Below are 19,789 nucleotides of genomic sequence, written 5' to 3' on the forward strand. Positions count from 1 at the left end.
CCGATGAACTACAAAATTGCCGTCTTTAACGGCCCGAACCTGAATCTGCTCGGCACCCGCGAACCGGAAACTTACGGTTATGACACGCTGGCCACCATCGAAACACTGTGTCATCAGACCGGGAAAAGCTGCGGTGCGGAAATCGAATTTTTCCAGACCAACCACGAAGGCGATTTGATCGACCGCATTCAGGCCTGCCGCGGCACCACCGACGCCATCGTGCTGAACGCCGCCGCCTGGACCCACACGTCTGTCGCCCTGCGCGACGCCGTCACCGCCGTCAGCCTGCCGCTGTACGAAGTGCATATCACCAACGTGCATAAACGCGACGCGTTCCGCCACCACTCATTCCTCTCCGACGTTTCCGTCGGTGTCATCTGCGGTTTCGGCATTCAGGGCTACGAATACGCCATCCGCCAGGCGGTGGTGAACTTGAGTCAGTGAACCGCTAGCTGCAAACCTGCCGGATTTCCTCCACCAGCGCCTGTGCGGCGGGGGAAAGCAGGCTTCCTGCGCGGAAAGTCAGGCCGATGGCGCGGTGTGTATCGGCCAGATCCAGCGGCAGTTTTATCAGCTCGCCGCTTTCCAGTTCATGCTCAAGCTGGCGGGCGGAAACGGCGGCCAGCATATCCGAACCGAGCAGCAAGCCGCGCACGATGCCCAGATCGCCGCTTTCCACCACCGGATCGGGCGGCGGAATTTCCATCGCGGTAAAGCTGTTGTCCAGTAAACGTCGCGCCGGGGTTTCCGCCCGCGGTAAGACCCAGCGCGCGGTACGCAGATGTTCCTGCGTTACCGGTTCACTGAGCAGCGGATGCCCTTTTCGCGCCAGAATCACCATGCTTTCAGTGAACAGCGTTTCTGTCACCATATCCGCCGCATAATCGCTCGAACGCAGCGCGCCGAATATGAAATCCACCTCGCCCGAACGCAACTCAGACGCCAGCGCGCTGAACGCGCTTTCATTGGTGATCACTTTGACGCCGCCGTAACGCTGCGTCAGCCCGATGATCGCCTGCGGCAGCAAACGTGTTCGCCCGAGCGGCAGCGCGCCGACCTGCACGGTGCCTTCCAGCACGCCACGACGGGCGGCGATATCGGCGGGAATATGCCGCAGTTCGTTAAGCGCACGACGCAAATTCGGCACGATATCCTGCCCTGCCAGCGACGGCATCATGCCGTGCGGCGTGCGTTCCAGCAGCGCCAGACCGGCACCGTTTTCCAGCACTTTTAATGCCGCGCTAACCGCAGGCTGGCTCAGCCCGAGCAGCGTGGCGACCGTCTGCATATGCCGCGTTTTACACAGCGAAATGAAAATCTGTAAACGACGCACGTTAAACAGATACAGCGGTTCAGTTTCGCTGCGCGTTTGCCCGGCTTTGCCGTGTAATTTCGCCAGCTGCGACGGGATCAGCCGCAGTTCGGCAATTGCCCGGCGCGCACGCGGCAGCACGCATTTACCAAAATCGGTGAGCAGCATTCCGTTGGCATGACGTTCAAACAAAGGCACGTCGAGAGCCTGTTCCAGATCGCGGATCGCCCGCGTCACCGCCGACTGCGTGCGGTAAAGCTCATCGGCGGCACGCGATACACTTCCCTGATCGACCACCTGACAAAAAGCGCGTATTTGCATCAGGTTACTCAGCATCTCGTCTTGTGCCATCCCCTTCTCCCGTCAGGTTTTTTTTCGTGACATCCCTCAGCAATATAAATAAAACGCATACCCCCTGCAATCAAATGAATTACCCGCCGCAGGCTCGGACTGACAGCATGGAACTCAGGCAATCTGATCACCCTAAACCCAGGATCTATCCATGACTCAGCCAAAAAAAGATGAAAGCAAAAGTGCATTAGTCGTCAGCGCCCACTCCGCCGATTTCGTCTGGCGTGCAGGCGGTGCCATCGCGAAACATACGCAGGCCGGTTACGCCGTTCACATCGTTTGCCTGTCTTTCGGCGAGCGCGGCGAATCCGCCAAGCTGTGGCGCAAAGGCAATATGACCGAAGAGATTGTGAAAGCATCCCGTCGCGAGGAAGCGATGGCCGCGGCTGAAATTCTGGGTGCTACCGTCGAGTTTTTTGATATGGGCGATTATCCGCTGCGTGCTGATAAAGCATCGCTGTTCAGCCTGGCCGATGTTTACCGCCGCGTGCAGCCGCATTTCGTTCTGACGCATTCCCTGAAAGACCCGTACAACTACGATCATCCGATGGCCACCCATCTGGCGCAGGAAGCGCGGATTATCGCCCAGGCTGAAGGTTATAAACCCGGCGAAACCATCGTCGGCGCACCGCCGGTTTACTGTTTCGAGCCGCATCAGCCGGAACAGTGCGAATGGAAACCTGACGTGCTGCTCGACATCACTGACGTCTGGGACAAAAAATATCAGGCGATTCAGTGCATGGCCGGTCAGGAACATTTGTGGGAATACTACACCCGCGTCGCCCAGCAGCGCGGCGTTCAGGCCAAGCGCAACGTCGGCATCACCAGCACCAAAAACATCGTTTACGGCGAAGGTTATCAGAGCATCTTCCCGCGCGTGACGGAGGATTTAGCATGAGCTTAACCGGCAAAAAAGGCGTGGTGGTGCGCAATATTCCACGGGCAAATTCTGTTGATGTCACGGCGCTGGCCGCTTTTGGCGTGGCCACCGTTCACGAAGCGCAGGGCCGTACCGGATTGCTGGATCCGGCAATCCGGCCGATCCAGCAAGATTGCGCTATTTCCGGCAGCGCCGTCACCGTGCTCACCGCACCGGGCGATAACTGGATGTTCCACGTCGCCGTCGAACAATGTCAGCCGGGCGATATTCTGGTGGTCGCACCGACGTCGCCCTGCTCCGACGGATTCTTTGGCGATCTGCTGGCCACTTCGCTGAAAGCACGCGGCGTGGTCGGGCTGGTGGCAGATCTTGGCGTGCGCGATACCAAAACGCTGCGTGATATGGGGTTCCGCGTGTGGTCACGGGCGGTTTATGCGCAGGGTACGGTGAAAGAAACGCTCGGATCGGTCAACGTTCCGGTGGTCTGCGCCGGTCAGCTGGTGTATCCGGGCGATGCCATTGTGGCGGATGACGACGGCGTGGTAGTGGTTCGCCGCGAAGACGTCGCGCGGGTGCGTGAAGCCAGCCGCCAGCGGGAAGCGCTGGAAGAAAGCAAACGGGCGCGGATGGCCGATGGCGAACTCGGGCTGGATATTTACAACATGCGTCCGCGTCTGGCCGAAAAAGGGCTGAAATATTACGACTCTACCGCGGAGCTGGAACTGGCCGCCAAACGCTGAGGAACCGTTATGCCACAGACCCGAATTCCCTGCCTGTTAATGCGCGGCGGCACGTCTAAAGGCGCCTTCTTTCTGGCTGACGATCTGCCGCGGGACCCGGCTTTACGCGACCGCGTTTTGCTGGCCGTTATGGGGTCACCCGATCCGCGCCAGATAGACGGGCTGGGCGGTGCCGATCCGCTGACCAGCAAAGTGGCCGTTATCCGCCCTTCTGCCCGCGCTGACGCCGATGTCGATTACCTGTTTGCGCAGGTTAACGTGGACAACGCCGTCGTGGACTACGGCCAGAACTGCGGCAATATTCTGGCCGCCGTCGGCCCGTTCGCCCTCGAACGGAATCTGATTGCCGCCCGAAACGGCATCACGCCGGTGCGTATTTATATGGAAAACACCGGGCAGATTGCCACGGCGCATGTCCCGGTTGAAGACGGTCAGGTTTGCTATCAGGGCGATTTGCGCATCGACGGCGTGCCGGGCACGGCGGCAAAAATCAGCGTGGAATTTGCGGATATCGCCGGTTCCAGCTGTGGCGCATTACTGCCTACGGGCAATGCGCGGGACGTTTTCGACGGTACCGAAGTCACCTGTATCGATAACGGCATGCCGGTGGTTCTGCTGCGCGCGGCAGACTTAGGCCGCAGCGGCTATGAAAGCCGTGAACAGCTCGACGCCGATTCTGAGCTGAAAGCGCGTCTCGAATCGATCCGTTTACAGGCTGGTTTTAAAATGAATCTCGGCGACGTTTCACAACGTACGGTGCCTAAAATGACGCTCATCGCGGAACCGCGAAACGGCGGCGCAATTTCCAGCCGGACGTTCATTCCGCACCGCTGCCACGCCTCGATTGGCGTGCTCGGTGCGGTCAGCGTCGCCGGTGCCTGTCTGATCCCCGGCTCGGTGACTGAGGGGCTGGCGCACACGCCGTCCGGCGAGATTCATGGCGCGGCATCGCTTATCAGTGTGGAACACCCGACCGGCGAATTCAGCGTAGAGCTGCAACTCGACCCCGCAAAAGACGGCGCACAACGGCTGGCCGGATGCGCCCTTCTGCGCACCGCCCGCCTGATTTTTGAAGGCCGCGTCGCCATTCCCGCCAGCGTCTGGAGCGGCCACCAGGAGGCAGAGCATGACTGACATTACCCGTATAGCGATAATCGGTTTAGGCGAGGTCGGCACCATCCTTGCCACCGATTTGAAACAGCAGGATCCGGCGCCGGACATCGTCGCGTTCGATAAACAAACCGGCTCCGGCATCATCCGCGAACGCGCACAACGCGCAGGGATCCGGCTGGCAGATTCACTGTGCGAAGCGCTCGCAGGCAGCCAGATTATTTTCTCCGCCGTGACCGCAGCGGAATCCCTGAACGTCGCCACCGCCGCTGCGCCTCATATCACGGCGCAGCACACCTTTCTCGATCTGAACTCCGTTTCCCCGAACACCAAACGCGCCGCGATGGCCGCAATAGAACAGGCTGGCGGCCATTACATCGACGTCGCCGTCATGGCCCCTTATCCGCCCGCACGGCTGAAAACACCGCTATTACTGGGCGGCACACACGCGCATACCGTCAGCGAATGGCTGAACCAGTGCGGGTTTAACAGCAAAGTCCACAGCAACGTGGTCGGCGAAGCATCGGCCATCAAAATGTGCCGCAGCGTGATGATCAAAGGGCTGGAAGCCCTGACCGCCGAATGCCTGAGCGCTGCGCGTCAGTACGGTGTCGAAAACGAAGTGCTGGCCTCGCTGCACGCCAGTTTCCCGTCACTCGGCTGGGACGACAAATTGCCGCATTACCTGATCAGCCGGATTGCCGAACACGGAAAGCGCCGCGCCGAGGAAATGCGGGAAGTGGTAAAAACCCTGGAAGATGCCGGCGTCGCAGGCGCCATGAGCAGTGGGATTGTGCGCGTGCAACAAGGGGTTGTTGATGAACTGGCGGCAAAAGGGGTGAGGTATTCGGACCTTGAGCCGTTTAATTGGGTGAGTATGGTGGATCTGATTATGTCTGGCCGGACATAAAGCGGCTTGAATGTACGGATGCCACGAACTGGCGGTTCTAAATGCTGACCGGGAAAGTTTCGGTTTTACACTTGCAGTGAGAGGCTCGCGTTTGACCGGGAAAGTTTCGGTTTTTCAATTGCGGTGATCGCTCAACTCAGGTCAAAACCTTGGGTTGCCACCCAAACCGGCCTCAAGGGTGGTCTGTCGCCACCACCCTTGAGAATCCCGGGCTCTTTAACTGCGCGCTATCGCTGGGTCGACGGACATGTTCTGGCATATCGGCGTGTGGCGCAAAATCTTGCCGCTTCGCGGTGCCTTCCCAACGGGCTTCGAGCCTTGCGGTCTCGAACCCTCGGTCAGCAAAATTTCTGAGCGCGCCAGCTTGCCTTTCTTAAAGATAAAACCAGTCCGCTTTTGAATTGAGAAAGCCATTGGCCGCTTTCAAAACGACGTTGAGTGAGAGGTGAGAAACGGCGAGAGTCTCTTTTCTCGCTGGTTCGAATCCGAAATGAGAGGACCGCGCAGCGGCGGCGTTTGCGGCACTAGCCGGAGCTTCTGGAACATAGCCAGCGAGCGGCAGCGCGCAGTTAAAAAAGCGCGGGTGTCCAGAGGGCGCGCGCTTACGCGCCCTTTGGGCCAGTTTGGGCGGCGAGCCCAAGGTTTTACCAGTTTGGGTGGCAACCCAAGGTTTTGATGTTTATTACGGTTACAAAGCGCTCTTATGCCCGCTCCGGCATAACCCGATGACATCTCACACTGATCCCCTCATTTCCCCCACGCAGATCCTGCGGTAATTGGCATCCATCGCCCGCCAGCGGGCATCGCTCCCGGAAATAGCATCCCATCGGGAGGTTCCGGTTGCTCGGTAACTCCCCTTTTTTATCGACGACGCCGTCATCTAACAGCCGTCCGGCGCGGGGCACGGAATCGAGCAGCAAACGGGTGTACGGATGCTGTGGTTCTGTCAGCACTTTTTCTGCGGCGCCCAGTTCGACGATCTGCCCGAGGTACATTACCGCCACGCGGTCACTCATGTGGCGCACGACGGAAACGTTATGGGAAATCAGCACGAACGTCAGGCCGCGCTGGCGTTGCAGTTCCACCAGCAGGTTGAGGATCTGCGCCTGTACGGAAATATCCAGCGCCGAGGTAGGTTCGTCGAGCACGATGATGTCCGGCTCTGACGACAACGCGCGAGCGATGGAAATGCGCTGGCGCTGACCGCCGGAGAATTCATGCGGTAAACGTTCCAGATATTCTTTGCGGATGCCGACCTGCTCGGCCAGCGTGGCGGCAAGTTCGCGGCGTTCGCGGCTGCTGTTGTGTTTCTGCACAAATACCGGTTCGGTGATAATTCGCCAGACGGGCAGACGCGGATCGAGCGACGATTGCGGATCCTGAAACACCATTTGCATGCCGGAACCGAACCACGAATTATCATGACGCGCCCGGTGAACTTCTCCGCTGCTTGGCTTTTGCAACCCCATCAGCAACTGAGCCAGCGTGCTTTTACCGCAACCGGATTCGCCGACTATCCCCAGCGTTTCGCCGCGAATGATATTCAGATCCAGCCCGTTGAGCGCGTGGACGTAACCGGTCGGTTTGCCGCGCCAGTTAAAACTGGCGGGGAAACGCACGCGGACATCCTGCAATTCGACTAACGCTTCAGCAATCATCAGGAAATCTCCTCAGTGCGGTGGATGGGGATTTGCGGATGCCAGCAGGCCACCGACTGACGCGGAAATTGCGGCAACGGCGCGAGCCCCGGCGTTTGGGTGCAGCGGTCATCGGCGTGATTACAGCGTCCGCGAAACGCACAGCCCTGCGGCAGTTTCGAGAGATTCGGCACAGTGCCCGGAATGGCTTTGAGCAGGCTGCGCGGTTCGCCATTTTCAGGCGCTGCCTGCAACAGGCCGATGGAATACGGGTGCGACGGCGAGTCGATCACGTCCGTCGTATTGCCGCTTTCAATCACATGCCCGGCATACATCACGTACACGCGGTCGCAAAGTTGTGAAACCACCGCCATGTCGTGGGTGATAAATAAGACGGCGGTGCCACTGGCGCGGGCTTTACGCTGCAAAAGGCGAAGAACCTGACGCTGGACGGTGACATCCAGCGCAGTCGTCGGTTCATCGGCGATAATCAGTTCGGGTTCGCAGGAAAACGCCATCGCAATCAGCACGCGCTGGCGCATGCCGCCGGAAAGCTCGAACGGATAACGCGACATCACCTGCTCCGCGTCAGCAATCTGCATATCCTCCAGCAGGCCGGTGGCTTTTTTCCAGGCCTGCGCTTTGCTGATTTTCTGGTGCAGGCAGATCACCTCGCACATCTGCCGCCCGATTTTGCGCGTCGGGTTCAGCGCGTTCATCGGTTCCTGAAAAATCATCGCCACCCGCGCGCCGCGAAGCGTACGCATCTGTTCTTCACTGGCGTGGACCACATCGGTGCCCAGCATGCGTAATTCGCCGCCCGTCACGGTAAAACCGTCCGGTGGCAGAAGACGCATCGCCATCATCGCCGTGACTGATTTACCGGAACCGGATTCACCGACTACGCCGACAATTTCGCCCGCACGGACCGACAGCGATACCTGATTGAGCGCTTTCACTTCGCCGCCGTAGACCGGGAAAACCAGTTGCAGGTTGTCGATTTCCAGAACCGGCGCGTTGTTTTGTTCCGCCATTTCAGCGCCCTCTGCTTTTCGGATCGAGCAGGTCGCGCAGACCGTCGCCGAACAGGTTAAAACCGGTGGCGGTGATCAGGATCGCCACGCCGGGGAATGCGGAATACCACCACTGGTCGAGAATATAATTGCGGCCATTCGATACCATCGCGCCCCATTCGGCGGTCGGTTGCTGTGCGCCAAGGCCGATAAACCCTAAGGTTGCGGCCATCAGAATCGAGGTGCCGATATCAAGTGATGCCTGCACCACCAGCGGCGGCATCACGTTGCGCAAAACGTGCCAGGTAATAAGATGCCAGCGCGATGCGCCAAAGGTGCGCGTGGCCTGCATGTACGCCTGATGACGCAGCATCAGTGTCTGGCCGCGCGCCAGCCGGACGTAAAACGGAATGCGCACCACGGCAATCGCCAGCATCGCGTTGAACAGACTCGGCCCGAGCGCCGCCGCGAGCGCCATTGTTAAGACCAGCGACGGCACCGACAGCATGATGTCCATGCAGCGCATAATCAGCGCGTCCACCACACCGCCGACCACGCCGGAAAAACAGCCAAGCAGTGAGCCAATCGTGCCCGCAATAATCACCACCGCCAGCCCGGCGGCAACCGATTGCTGGCTGCCGATCAGCACGCGGCTGAACAGGTCGCGACCGACTTCATCGGTGCCAAACCAGTGCGCGGCAGACGGTGCCTGCAAGCGGTCGGTGAGGCTGATGGCGTTCGGATCGTGCGGCACCAGCCACGGCGAAAAAATCATGATAAAAAGGACGATGAGCATGATCGCCAGCCCGAGCATCGTCAGCGGGCTGCGGCTCAGCAGATGGAACGTCCGCCGCCAGGTGGCGAAGCGCGGTTTGACGTCCGGCGGCACAATACCCGCACGGTGATTATTCACGCCAGGTTCAATTACAGACATTCGCTCACCCCTCCCGGCCAATGCGCGGGTCAATCCACACATACAGCAAATCCACGCACAAATTGACGATGACGTAAGCAAACGACACCACCACCGCAAAGCCCATCACCGCCGGGAAATCCAGCGCCTGAATAGAATTCACCACATAAGCGCCCATCCCCGGCCAGGCGAAAACCGTTTCGGTCAGCACCGCGCCGTAAAGCAGATCGCCCATCGCCAGCCCGAGTACGGTCACGGACGGGATCAGCGCATTCGGCAGCGCGTGACTCAGAATCACCCGCCAGCGCGATAAGCCGTTGGCACGCGCGGTGCGGATATAATCTTCACTCAGTTGTTCAAGCATCGCAGAACGGATTTGCCGCGCCACAATACCCATGTGGACGAACGCCAGCGTCAGCGCGGGCATCGCCAGATGCTGAAGACTGTTCCAGAACGTGTCCCAGTTACCAGTCAGCAGCGAATCGAGCACATAAAAGCCGGTGATATTGGCCGGCGGATCCAGCCAGTCGTCCAGCCTGCCGCCGCCCGGCAACAGGTTCAGATGTCCATAGAAGAGAATTATCACGCCCAGCCCCAGCCAGAATGCCGGGGTGGAAATCCCCAGAACCGACAGCAAACGCACCAGATGATCGGGGAATTTATTGCGGTACACCGCCGACAGCACGCCCAGCGGAATACCCAGCACGATGGCCAGAAACAACGCGCTGACGGCCAGCTCGAGCGTGGCGGGGAAGAAAGCCCTGAGATCGTCGAGAACCGGCCTGCCGGTGCGGATCGACGTCCCCAAATCGCCGTGCAACAGGTCGCTCACATAACGGAAAAACTGCACATACAAAGGCTGATTCAGCCCGAGCTGCTCGCGGATATGTTCGACCATTTCGTTGCTTGCACGGTCACCCGCCAGCAGACGCGCCGGATCGCCGGGGATCATGTGCGAAATGATAAAAGTGATGACGCAAACGCCCGCCATCACCAGTATCAAACCCCAGCATCGCTGACGGATAAGAGTCCAGAAAGTCATATTTCCCCTTAAAACCCTTCATATTTCGCGCTGCTGATGCGTTGGCTGCGCTCACTCACCCCGGTCACATAGTTCACTATGCTCCCGGGGATTCCTTCACTTGCCGCCTTTCCGCAACCCGAACTATTTTGGGTTTAAAGCGGAAATCCTGCGGATAATTACTTCTTGCTCATTTGGGCAACGTTAAAGACCTGCTCAAGCATCGGGTTGAAAACGAAACCTTTGACGTCTTTGTTCATCGCGACCTGATAGTTTTTCTGGAACAGATAGACATACGCCGCTTCGTCGATGACAATTTTCTGCGCCTGCTGGTAGTAATCCGTCCGCTGTTTCTGATCCGTTACCGACACCGCTTTTTTCAGCAGCGCATCGACGTCAGGATTGGAATAGAACGAACGGTTGCCCGGCAGCCCTTTTTTGTCGGACTCGAACCAGTAGTTCATGAACATGTACGGATCGGCGAAATCCGGGCTCCAGTTACCGATCGAAATGTCGTAATCGCCCTGCCCGATACGGTCGCGCATGGTGGCGTTCGCCAGTTTTTCCAGCTTCACGTTGATCCCGGCCTGACCGAGGCTGGCCTGTACGGCAAGCGCGATGGATTCCCAGTTCGGATCGTTATCGGAATAGAGGAAATCCAGCGCCTGCGGCTTGTCTTTCACTTTTTCCAGATCGGCTTTCGCCTGTGTCAGATCCAGGGTGTATTGTTTGGCCGTCGGGTCAAAACCCCACATGCCATCCGGGATCGGCCCGCGCATTTGTTTGGCGTTACCGCCGAGAATGCCCTTCACCATGCCCTGATAATCCACCGCAGAAGAAATCGCGCGGCGCAAATCCACCTGATTAAGCGGCGTTTTGGCGTTGTTGAGATACAGATACGTCACGCGCAGCGACGGGAATTCCTCAACCGCTACTTTGTCTTCTTTCTTCAGCGCCGCCAGCTGGTCCATCGGCAGGGAATCGGCAATGTCCAGATCACCGCGCGACAGTTGCAGACGGCGCGTGGCGCTCTCACCAATAATCTTGACCGTGACACGCTTAAAGGCCGGTTTTGCCCCGTTGTAGTGCGGGTTCGGCACCAGCACCAGTTGCTGGCCTTTCTGCCAGCGATCAAGTTTATACGGGCCGGAACCGGCGGTATGACCGGCCAGCCAGGCCTTGCCTTCATCAGCCGGATTGGCTTTGGAAATTGCCGGATTCACAATGCCCGCACCGTCATTGGCCAGCGTATACAGGAACGGCGCAAATGGCGTTTTCAGCGTGAACGTGACAGTCAGCGGATCCACCACCGTCACCGTCATGTCTTTTGGAAAGGCTTCCGACGGCCCCTGCGCAATTTTCATCAGGCGCTCAAACGACCATTTCACCGCACCGGCATTGACGTCGGTGCCGTCGTCGAATTTCGCGCCCGGCTTGAGTTTAAATGTCCAGACCAGTTGATCCGGCGACGCCGTCCAGCTGGCCGCTAAGTCCCCTTCCACCTGCGTGGAGCCTTTGCCGTTTTCGGTTTTGTACTGCACCAGACGCTGATACGCCGGATACGTCACCGTCCAGTCGTTGTTGTCGATTGTCACCGCCGGATCCAGCGTTTGCGGGTCAGCGGCTTTACCGATCACCAGCATGTCTTTCGGAACGGCGGCCTGCGCGGCAAAACTCAAACCTGACAGGGCGAGAAAAATGGCACCGGCGATCCGTGTTTTATGGGTTTTACGGAACGTGCTGATTGCTGTGTTGCTCATCGGAGAACTCCTGGCTTCATGAAAAGTGATAAGAGACTTGCAATGATTACGCGGCGTTAACCGGCGGATAGCAGCCGAACCGCTCGTCCAACAACGGATACGTTTTGGCATCCGGTAATTCGAAGTGCCACCACTCGCTGGTGATGCCTTTAAAACCGCCCGACGCCATCACGGCGTTGAGCAGTAAACGGTTTCGCTGGATCACCGGCGGCAAATCCGGGTAAAACGGGTGCGAAACTTCGGTCATTTCATCAAATCCCGCGCCCATATCCAGCACATCGCCCTGTTCATCAAGCAGCGTCAGATCGACCGCCACGCCCCGGCTGTGGTGCGAACCGAGTTTGATATCCACGACGTAATCCGGATTCGGGAATGCCGCCCATAAACAGGCCTGCGCCGCCTGCGGCCGGTAGGCGTCGTAGATTTTCAGCCGGAATCCCGCCAGCTTCGCGACCGCATTGCAGCGCACCAGCGCAGCGGCCGCGTCGGGGTGCAGCAGGCAGCGCGATTCACGGTAAATCGGCTGACCGGTCAGGTTATCGGCGGTGGCATATTTCAGGTCGATCACCGCGTCTGGCAGGCTTTGCGCCAGATCAATCAGGGCAACGTCGGGTATTTTTGTGTTCATCAATAAACTCTGTCCGCTGGTTTTAGAAAATTACGATTCAAATTGTCCGAGCTGTTTCTGCAAAATCCGGTTGTTCGCCAGCCGCTGTTCCACATCGTTCCCGCGCAGTTCCAGCACCGAAGAACACAGCAGGTTGAAGAGGCAGCTGAGCGGCGCCATCGAATCCCAGAACTGGCCGGTATCCGTTTTCACCTGCAATAAATCGACCGGATAATCGCGCGCCCACGGACAGTAAATGTCGGTGATCAGCGCCACGTTCAGGCCACGTTCGCAGGCCGCTTCGCAATAGGTTTGCGCCATTTTTGAGTAAGCGCGGGTATCGGTCACCACCAGATAAGGCTGCGCGAATTCCGAATTTAGCGATTCCACGTAAGTGCCGGAAAGCCCGTCGGCGAAATAGACTTTCGGGCGAAGATATTCGAGATAGCTCGCAAAATTATTGGCGATGCCCCGCACCGACTGAATGCCGAGAATAAACACCGCGTCGGCCTCTGCCAGACGGCGGCTGACCTGCGCAAAACTGTCGGTCTGCGCCAGCTGATAAACATGATTAATGGCTTCAAGTTCGAGCGTCAGCGATTGCTCTAATTTTTCCTGTTGCGGCTGTTTGCTACGTTCGCGGTAAGCGCCCAGGCGGTCAGTGACGACCCACGGTTGATAGGCAGTTCCGCTTTGCTGGCGCAGCGTTTGCTTGAAATCATCCAGGTTGCGGTAGCCCAGGCTGCGCAGGTAACGCCCGACAGAAATGCCGCTGGTCGCCGCGCTGCGCGCAATGCTGTCGGCGGTTTCGAACGGAATTTGCGCCAGATTCGCCAGCAGATATGCGGCAATGCGCTTCCCCGTCGGCGTTTGCGCGGAGAATGACGCTTCGATTTGTTCAATCACATCCTGCGCTGGCTGCATCGGTTAATCCCCTGTTGCTGCTTTTGTTGCTTCATTGTCAAAAAACTAGCCGTTGTTAGTAAAATAACAATGCACGGGGTGTGCCAGTTCCCACAAATGTGTGAAATTTGTGCAGCAGATCGGAGTTTGTGACGATTTAATGAACAAAAAGTGGCAAAGAACGTGCTTGGAAATTTGTAAAACGCTGCTTACACGCAACCACTGCACAACAATCAGGCAACTTGTGGTTGTTTTTAGTGCAAAGGGTTTACGGGAAGATGAGAAAAGAAGTAAAAATGGGAGAGGATTTAATCACTTTGTCTTAAGAGTCAACAAGTTGGATATTAAGAGAGCACTCAGGCAAGTTTTTGCGTTAACCCTTTGACATGCCCACAGCCAGTCGCTATTATTCGCCCCGTTCCAACGATTCCTCTGTAGTTCAGTCGGTAGAACGGCGGACTGTTAATCCGTATGTCACTGGTTCGAGTCCAGTCAGAGGAGCCATATTAGAGACGCCCGCTTAAGGAAACTTAAGCGGGCGTTTTGCTTTTGGATTAAACCTGACTTTTATTTCTGTCGTGATACCAGACTTCCAAATCACCGGCCCTCATCGGCCTGGCGTAAACATAACCCTGTACCTCGTCACACCCCAACCCACGCAGGATGTCGACCGTTTGGTCATCTTCCACACCTTCGGCCAGTACTACGTAATCGAGTTGCTTAAGCAACCTGACAACGTTGCGCACAATGATTCGGCTGGCTTTATCGCTGGCAATTTTACTGACTATCGAACGGTCGAGTTTAATGATGTCCATGGGGATCTGACGCAGATAATTGATATTGCTGTAGCCCGAACCAAAATCATCCAGTGAAATTTTAAATCCGCGTAACTTCAGCATCTCAAGCCCGTTGAGAGCCGCCGGGCTTTCCAGCATTTTCTCCGTTTCCAGACACTCCACACCCAGCAAAGCGGGTGTCAGCCCGGCATTTCGCATTTTATGGTCGAGTTCATCCGCAAAATCGGGCCGCGAAAAATCACTGGCGGCCAGATTAATTGAAACAGGCAGAGAAATTCCCTGATCGCGCCACAGTCCTAACTGGGCGATGGCATGATCAATCACCCACCCCGTGAGTTCCCGCATCAGGCTGGTCCGTTCCACCAGCGGGATAAACAACCCCGGTAAAACCTCACCGTGCGTAGCATGCTTCCAGCGCAGCAGCGCTTCGACGCCCGTAATCTGACCGGTCAGCAGCGAAACTTTCGGCTGATAGACCAGATACAATCCCCGGTCTTCGTGGAGCGCCTCTCTCAGCCCCGTGAGCAGGCTGAAATCATTCTTCTTACGGTTATCCAGCACTTCATCGTAGGTCATATACCGGTGCCCGTGACTTATCGCTTCATGCAATGCACTCACCGCGCGACGCAGGATTTCACCTGGCATCATGGCGTTATCACAGCAGCCTGAATCGCCGATATGAATATCCAGATCCAGCGGAACCTCAGGGTTGATTTTGGCCTGTATTCCCCGCAGACAGCGGGCGACATTTTCGAGGGCCGAATTCTCTTTATCGTGAGTGAAATAGGCAAACCGCCCCACCGCCACGGCGTAAAGTTGTTCGGTCAGTTGCAGCCGGGCCTGAAGCTGCACCGCCATGTCGCGCAATAAATTTTCCACGGCGGTCATGCCCAGTGACCGCGCCATTTCGTACGCAAACGGCATGTCGATACAGTCAATGATGACGAGTTTGAACGTGTTCTCTTTTGACACAGCGATATCTTTAAGCATCCGCTGCCGGTTCGGCAGCAGCGTCACAATGTCGATATATCCGACGTTATGCCAGGACGCCAGAAAGCCCGACACTAACCCGGCCAGCTGTTCAAAAATATTAATCTGCTCGCCGGACAGAGTGCGCGGTTGGGTATCTAAAAGGCACAATGTCCCTACGGCGACCCCATCCTGCGTTTTGAGCGGGCAACCGGCATAAAAGCGAACAAAAGGCGCCTCAGTAACGGCGTCATAAGTTTTGAAATCCGGATGACGTTGGGTATCCGGGCAAATATACGTTTCGCCTTGTTCGTGCGTGATTGTGCAAAACGCTTCGCCGAGGCTCGTTTCCGTTACCGTCATATTCTGGGCGGATTTGATGTACTGTTTTTCATCATCCAGAACTGAAACAAAGCACATCGGCATATCGAGAAGCTGGCAGGCCAAAAGTGTATATTTTTTTAACGCCTCATCCCGGACCTCATCATGGCTCTTGAGCAGGTTTATCGCTGCGCGCTTTTTACTTTCATCGCTGCTGAGATCAGTCAACATAGCAATACTCCGTTGTAATGAGTCTTTTCTATTCCCTTGCCTGTGGTCATACCTTCGTTAGCCTGACAAAGGTGACAACATTGGCGTCACATCACATCCTATCGCCACATTATAAAGTTTCCCAGTAAATGTCGGCGTCAGCTACCGCATGCTGCCCACACCGTATTGTGAACAGATCCCTAATAGAAAACCCGTGCCGGTGGTGTGCGCGGAAATATCCATAACGGACAGCCCTCGAAAATATTATGATTGCTAATGTTTTTATCCGTTTTTTAAAAAGATATAACGCTTAAAATCAGTCAATTAGATTTGTTTCATCGATCAATAGATATTAATCAATAGGTTTTATCATAGGAAAGATCGATCGATATGTGTTTATTAATTCGCGAAAGTGATCAATGATCACCTCTGCGAAATGGCGGACTTTTAAGGAGGAGATGATGTTGCGTTTAAATTTTCAAGTCTCATGCAAATTCAGATGTGAGCCTATCTATAGTGTCGGAGGTTTACTACACGCAGTCGAATTATTAACTGGCTTCGAAGGTGGATACAGCGGCGGAAAAATCGAACCTCAAAAATTTATCAGTTCCCTGGATACAAAATCTAAACACCAGTTATTGCTAGCACAGCTCACTGAAATTAACGCGCGATCCCCGTTTTTTAAACGAAATAAATTGCTTTGCTCCCTCAATATCGACCAAAGCATGGCAATTATGATATTGGAAGATCATCATATAAAAGAAATCCTGGACAGTAATGATTTTATAAGACTGGAAATATCTGAACGTTTCCCCAAAATAGATAAATTAGAAGGCAATATTCTGGTAGACACGCTGTCCGGCAAATATAAACTATGGCTCGACGACTACGGTACTGATTTCAGCAATATCAATACGCTGAAAAACACCCAATTTGAATCAGTCAAAATAGATAAAAAATTCTTTTGGGAAAATGGTGATTCCGTCATGTGGCCAACCATTATCGATAATATCAGCCAGTATTGCAGCTCAATCATTGTTGAAGGTGTTGAAACCGGAACCCAGCTAAGAAATCTGCGATATAGCGGCGTCTCCTGTGCACAAGGTTTTCTGTTCCCATCCGTTCCCCTGGAAGATATTGAAATACTGATGCCCGGGAAAGGTCAAACGCATTTATAAATAAGCTAATCTATCCTGTAAACGATAGCGATAAATGAGTCATCTGCCGCGACGTAAAAGCAACAATGTCAGGCGGCGGATTCACTGAGTGTCATGGTCTTATTTTTTCCGCTCGTTTTGGCTGTATATAGCGCGTTATCCGCGGCTGCTATGGTTTCAAGCACAGATTGTGTCTCAATGTGCTCAGCCAGGCCTATGGAAACGGTGACATGTACTTCATGGCTGTCTAACTTTATATTGCTGTCCTGAATAACAAGCCTGATGTCCTCTGCTATCCTGGCTGCATTCGCTAAATCAGCGTTTATAAAAACAATGAACTCTTCCCCGCCATATCTGCCGACGAAATCATTGTCCCTCACATTTTCCTTCACAAGATAAGCAATTCTTTTAATCACTTTATCGCCAAAAGGATGCCCGAAGGTATCATTCAGATATTTAAAGTTATCAATATCCAGCATGAGCACACAAAATTTCTCACCATAAGATTCATTCAGTGATTCAATATAGGCATCAATACTTCTCCGGTTGTTGATCCCTGTAAGCGGATCTGTTTTTGAAGCCTTTTTGAAAAACAACTCTCTTTTAGATAAATTAATTAAGTTATTTAAAAAAACATAAACCAGCGAGATATACAGCAAACTCAGAATGGTTTTAATTATGGCAAGAGTCCAGTAGCCATTTTCATTGAGGGCACTGATGTGCGTGAGCAAATTAAAGGCTTGTGCAATGCAGTATGAGTATATTACGTAACGGATCCGCATCCGTCCCCTGAGATTAAAGAGGAGTAACATCACAAAATAAACAAGAGAAAACGCATCATAGAATGTCGATATCCCAAATAAAAAAACAGCACTGACAATCAGGCTTGCAAAGAATGTCGGATACCCGAAGACAATAAGGCCAAAAGTGATTGGGGATATAACAACACTGTAAATACTTGTATTATGTTGCTCCCCGAAATTGAATAAATAAATGCTAGCCAAACCCAGGACTATTCCTAGCAATATTTTCAATGATACGTGTTCACTCAGAGCAGCGCTGTAGTTTATCAATGGAATGGAGATACAAGTATAGGTGATGCATATACCCACGAGCGTGTTAATAAACGTTAACTCTATGAAGTCCATAACAAGGTAGCCACTGTAATTAAATCACACGAAAGAGTGTATCTTTTCCACAAACAAGTAACAAGGAAGCCTGTCAGGTAGAAGCTGGCGTTGTTATCAGGAATATTTGCTTGTTTTTACGAAGATACACTTTCCTGTATGCGTAGCGAACAAGTTTTTTCCACAATATTATTGTTTCAGACAAGAAAAAGCAGGTTTTATAACTAAAAAATTTCACCACTGAATCAGGAAGATTTCATGTTGATAAAAAAGAATTCATTAATTTTTCTAAAGCATTGTAACTTCTGCAACTCGAAATAAGGCCTTCGTTATGGGTTTTTATATTTCAAACTCTTACAAATCGGCTGTTCCTCTGTATGTACCCGGATAACTTTTAAGAAAAAAATACCAATTCATATTTATTCCATTTAATTCACTCCGCGCCCTGCCGTCTCTCACACAACCCGATCTGCTTTATCAGATTATTTTTATTCTTCAATATTAATCCTGCCAGATGGTCCTGAATTTATAAATCTGACGGGCAAAATGGTGAGTTAATAAATTGGATTTTAATTTTTACTTTGAAAATGATGAGGTGGTTTATGAGTAAGATTTATGACAACGATTTGCAGGAACAACCGGCGAAAAATTCAAGCATCTGGACACGTGCAGACGCCTTGAAAGTGAACGAAAATGACCCGACAACAACGCAACCGCTGGTCAGTTCTGATTTCCCGGTAATGAGTGACACTGTGTTCATCTGGGATACCATGCCACTGCGTGATATTGACGGAAAAGTACTCTCAGTTAATGGCTGGTCCGTTATTTTCACACTGACTGCTGATCGTGAGCCTGAAAATCCTGACTATATTGATGCCAATGGTAACTACGATATTGCTCTGGATTGGAATAATCGTCATGGCCGTGCAAAAATGTGTTTCTGGTATTCCAAAACAGGGAAGAATTGGAAGTTTGGCGGCCGCGTAATGAAAGAAGGCGTTTCTCCTACGACCCGCGAATGGGCTGGCTCACCTATTTTGTTAAATAATCAGGGTGAGATTGATCTGTATTACACAGCGGTCACGCCGGGCGCTACGATTGTCAAAGTCCGTGGCCGCATCACGACCTCTAATAAAGGTGTGAGTCTTAGCGATTTTACAGACGTGAAGGCACTGTTCGAGGCTGACGGCAATCTTTACCAGACAGAAGCACAAAACCCGTACTGGGGTTTTCGCGACCCGTTCCCCTTCCGCGATCCAAAAAGCGGCAAATTATATATGTTATTTGAAGGAAATGTGGCCGGTGCGCGGGGTACACATATTGTCGGCCCTGACGAGATCGGAGATGTTCCGCCGGGTTATGAAAATGTGGGTAATTCACGTTATCAGACAGGTTGCGTTGGTATTGCAGAAGCCGATGACGACAATGGGGATATCTGGACATTGCTCCCGCCGCTGGTGACCGCGGTTGGCGTGAACGACCAGACCGAGCGCCCGCATTTTGTGTTCCAGGACGGTAAATATTATCTGTTCACAATCAGCCATAAATTTACTTATGGTGATGGTTTAACAGGGCCGGATGGGGTCTATGGCTTTGTCAGCGACGAGATTTTTGGACCTTATGTTCCGCTCAACGGTTCAGCATTAGTGCTGGGGAATCCGCCATCTCAGCCTTTCCAGACCTACTCGCACTACGTCATGCCCAATGGATTAGTGACGTCATTCATTGATAGCGTCCCTGCAGACAAAACTACCACCGGTATGGATTACCGCATCGGCGGCACGGAAGCACCAACGGTCAAAATCAAGATTAAGGGTGATCGCACTTTTGTGGTCGATGAATATGATTACGGATACATTCCGCCAATGGCTGACGTAATCCTTAAAGCCTGACCCTCTGCGTTTCTGGCTTACGTTAATACTTGTTTGCCTTCAAAATGCCCGGTGCGCTGCATCGGGCATTTTTTTCATTCAATCAGAAAGTTAACCTTAAGTTTCACCCTGCCTGAGGCACTCCTCACGGGAACTTAAGCATGCGTTTCACCTCACGGC

Annotated in this window: 17 protein-coding genes and 1 tRNA gene; 8 read left to right on the plus strand and 10 right to left on the minus strand. The window is 53.9% G+C overall.

The window, feature by feature from the left end:
* Nucleotides 1-3: 3 nt before the first annotated feature.
* Nucleotides 4-444, plus strand: a complete 441-nt coding sequence (gene aroQ / locus KWG64_RS05565) for a type II 3-dehydroquinate dehydratase (RefSeq protein ID WP_218521182.1) — start codon at nucleotides 4-6, stop codon at nucleotides 442-444.
* Nucleotides 445-448: 4 nt separating this feature from the next.
* Here aroQ and KWG64_RS05570 read toward each other — a convergent pair whose 3' ends face one another.
* Entirely contained in the window at nucleotides 449-1,663 is a 1,215-nt protein-coding gene (locus tag KWG64_RS05570) for a LysR family transcriptional regulator (RefSeq protein ID WP_218521183.1), read from the minus strand.
* Between the two features lie 151 nt (nucleotides 1,664-1,814).
* Between KWG64_RS05570 and galB the strand changes: the two genes are divergently transcribed.
* The 4 genes from galB to KWG64_RS05590 are packed head-to-tail and all read left to right on the plus strand — an operon-like array spanning nucleotide 1,815 to nucleotide 5,303.
* The gene (gene galB / locus KWG64_RS05575; RefSeq protein WP_218521184.1) at nucleotides 1,815-2,561 is read left to right on the plus strand and encodes a 4-oxalmesaconate hydratase; all 747 of its coding nucleotides are present in this window, start codon (nucleotides 1,815-1,817) and stop codon (nucleotides 2,559-2,561) included.
* Nucleotides 2,558-3,283 (plus strand): 4-carboxy-4-hydroxy-2-oxoadipate aldolase/oxaloacetate decarboxylase, encoded by a 726-nt coding sequence (locus tag KWG64_RS05580; protein WP_218521185.1) that lies wholly within the window; start codon nucleotides 2,558-2,560, stop codon nucleotides 3,281-3,283. Before galB ends, KWG64_RS05580 begins: the two co-directional genes overlap by 4 nt.
* 9 nt (nucleotides 3,284-3,292) lie before the next feature.
* Complete coding sequence (locus KWG64_RS05585; RefSeq protein WP_218521186.1) at nucleotides 3,293-4,417, plus strand: 4-oxalomesaconate tautomerase; 1,125 nt, start codon at nucleotides 3,293-3,295, stop codon at nucleotides 4,415-4,417.
* Nucleotides 4,410-5,303 carry a DUF1932 domain-containing protein gene (locus KWG64_RS05590; RefSeq protein ID WP_218521187.1) on the plus strand — a complete coding sequence of 298 codons (894 nt, stop codon included), beginning with the start codon at nucleotides 4,410-4,412 and terminating at the stop codon, nucleotides 5,301-5,303. The genes KWG64_RS05585 and KWG64_RS05590 overlap by 8 nt, the downstream gene beginning before the upstream one ends.
* A 701-nt stretch (nucleotides 5,304-6,004) precedes the next feature.
* Here KWG64_RS05590 and KWG64_RS05595 read toward each other — a convergent pair.
* The 7 genes from KWG64_RS05595 to KWG64_RS05625 all read right to left on the minus strand — a co-directional run bounded on the left by KWG64_RS05595 (nucleotide 6,005) and on the right by KWG64_RS05625 (nucleotide 13,178).
* Nucleotides 6,005-6,961 carry an ABC transporter ATP-binding protein gene (locus KWG64_RS05595; RefSeq protein WP_218521188.1) on the minus strand — a complete coding sequence of 319 codons (957 nt, stop codon included), beginning with the start codon at nucleotides 6,959-6,961 and terminating at the stop codon, nucleotides 6,005-6,007.
* Entirely contained in the window at nucleotides 6,961-7,974 is a 1,014-nt protein-coding gene (locus tag KWG64_RS05600) for an ABC transporter ATP-binding protein (protein ID WP_195812611.1), read from the minus strand. The genes KWG64_RS05595 and KWG64_RS05600 overlap by 1 nt, the downstream gene beginning before the upstream one ends.
* A gap of 1 nt (nucleotide 7,975) precedes the next feature.
* Nucleotides 7,976-8,887: a D,D-dipeptide ABC transporter permease gene (gene ddpC / locus KWG64_RS05605; protein WP_152326901.1), complete on the minus strand. Its 912-nt coding sequence runs from the start codon at nucleotides 8,885-8,887 to the stop codon at nucleotides 7,976-7,978.
* Between the two features lie 4 nt (nucleotides 8,888-8,891).
* Nucleotides 8,892-9,908: an ABC transporter permease gene (locus KWG64_RS05610; protein ID WP_195824515.1), complete on the minus strand. Its 1,017-nt coding sequence runs from the start codon at nucleotides 9,906-9,908 to the stop codon at nucleotides 8,892-8,894.
* 158 nt (nucleotides 9,909-10,066) lie between these two features.
* Nucleotides 10,067-11,647, minus strand: coding sequence for an ABC transporter substrate-binding protein (locus KWG64_RS05615; protein WP_218521189.1), 1,581 nt, complete (start codon nucleotides 11,645-11,647; stop codon nucleotides 10,067-10,069).
* A 46-nt stretch (nucleotides 11,648-11,693) separates the two neighbouring features.
* Nucleotides 11,694-12,275: a D-alanyl-D-alanine dipeptidase gene (gene ddpX / locus KWG64_RS05620; protein ID WP_218521190.1), complete on the minus strand. Its 582-nt coding sequence runs from the start codon at nucleotides 12,273-12,275 to the stop codon at nucleotides 11,694-11,696.
* Between the two features lie 30 nt (nucleotides 12,276-12,305).
* Complete coding sequence (locus tag KWG64_RS05625) at nucleotides 12,306-13,178, minus strand: MurR/RpiR family transcriptional regulator (RefSeq protein ID WP_218521191.1); 873 nt, start codon at nucleotides 13,176-13,178, stop codon at nucleotides 12,306-12,308.
* Nucleotides 13,179-13,585: 407 nt separating this feature from the next.
* Here KWG64_RS05625 and KWG64_RS05630 point away from each other — a divergent pair.
* Nucleotides 13,586-13,661 (plus strand) — tRNA-Asn (locus tag KWG64_RS05630).
* Nucleotides 13,662-13,711: 50 nt separating this feature from the next.
* On the opposite strand, the gene KWG64_RS05635 is transcribed toward KWG64_RS05630, so the two are convergent.
* Nucleotides 13,712-15,475 carry an EAL domain-containing protein gene (locus KWG64_RS05635; RefSeq protein WP_218521192.1) on the minus strand — a complete coding sequence of 588 codons (1,764 nt, stop codon included), beginning with the start codon at nucleotides 15,473-15,475 and terminating at the stop codon, nucleotides 13,712-13,714.
* Between the two features lie 398 nt (nucleotides 15,476-15,873).
* On the opposite strand from KWG64_RS05635, the gene KWG64_RS05640 reads away from it, so the two are divergent.
* Nucleotides 15,874-16,632: an EAL domain-containing protein gene (locus KWG64_RS05640; RefSeq protein WP_195812615.1), complete on the plus strand. Its 759-nt coding sequence runs from the start codon at nucleotides 15,874-15,876 to the stop codon at nucleotides 16,630-16,632.
* A 68-nt stretch (nucleotides 16,633-16,700) separates the two neighbouring features.
* On the opposite strand, the gene KWG64_RS05645 is transcribed toward KWG64_RS05640, so the two are convergent.
* Nucleotides 16,701-17,615, minus strand: a complete 915-nt coding sequence (locus KWG64_RS05645) for a GGDEF domain-containing protein (RefSeq protein WP_218521193.1) — start codon at nucleotides 17,613-17,615, stop codon at nucleotides 16,701-16,703.
* 725 nt (nucleotides 17,616-18,340) lie between these two features.
* On the opposite strand from KWG64_RS05645, the gene KWG64_RS05650 reads away from it, so the two are divergent.
* Nucleotides 18,341-19,630 carry a glycoside hydrolase family 68 protein gene (locus KWG64_RS05650; RefSeq protein ID WP_218521194.1) on the plus strand — a complete coding sequence of 430 codons (1,290 nt, stop codon included), beginning with the start codon at nucleotides 18,341-18,343 and terminating at the stop codon, nucleotides 19,628-19,630.
* Nucleotides 19,631-19,789: the final 159 nt, after the last annotated feature.

The sequence above is a fragment of the Rahnella sp. PD12R genome, assembly GCF_019200965.1.
GTDB lineage: Bacteria > Pseudomonadota > Gammaproteobacteria > Enterobacterales > Enterobacteriaceae > Rahnella > Rahnella laticis.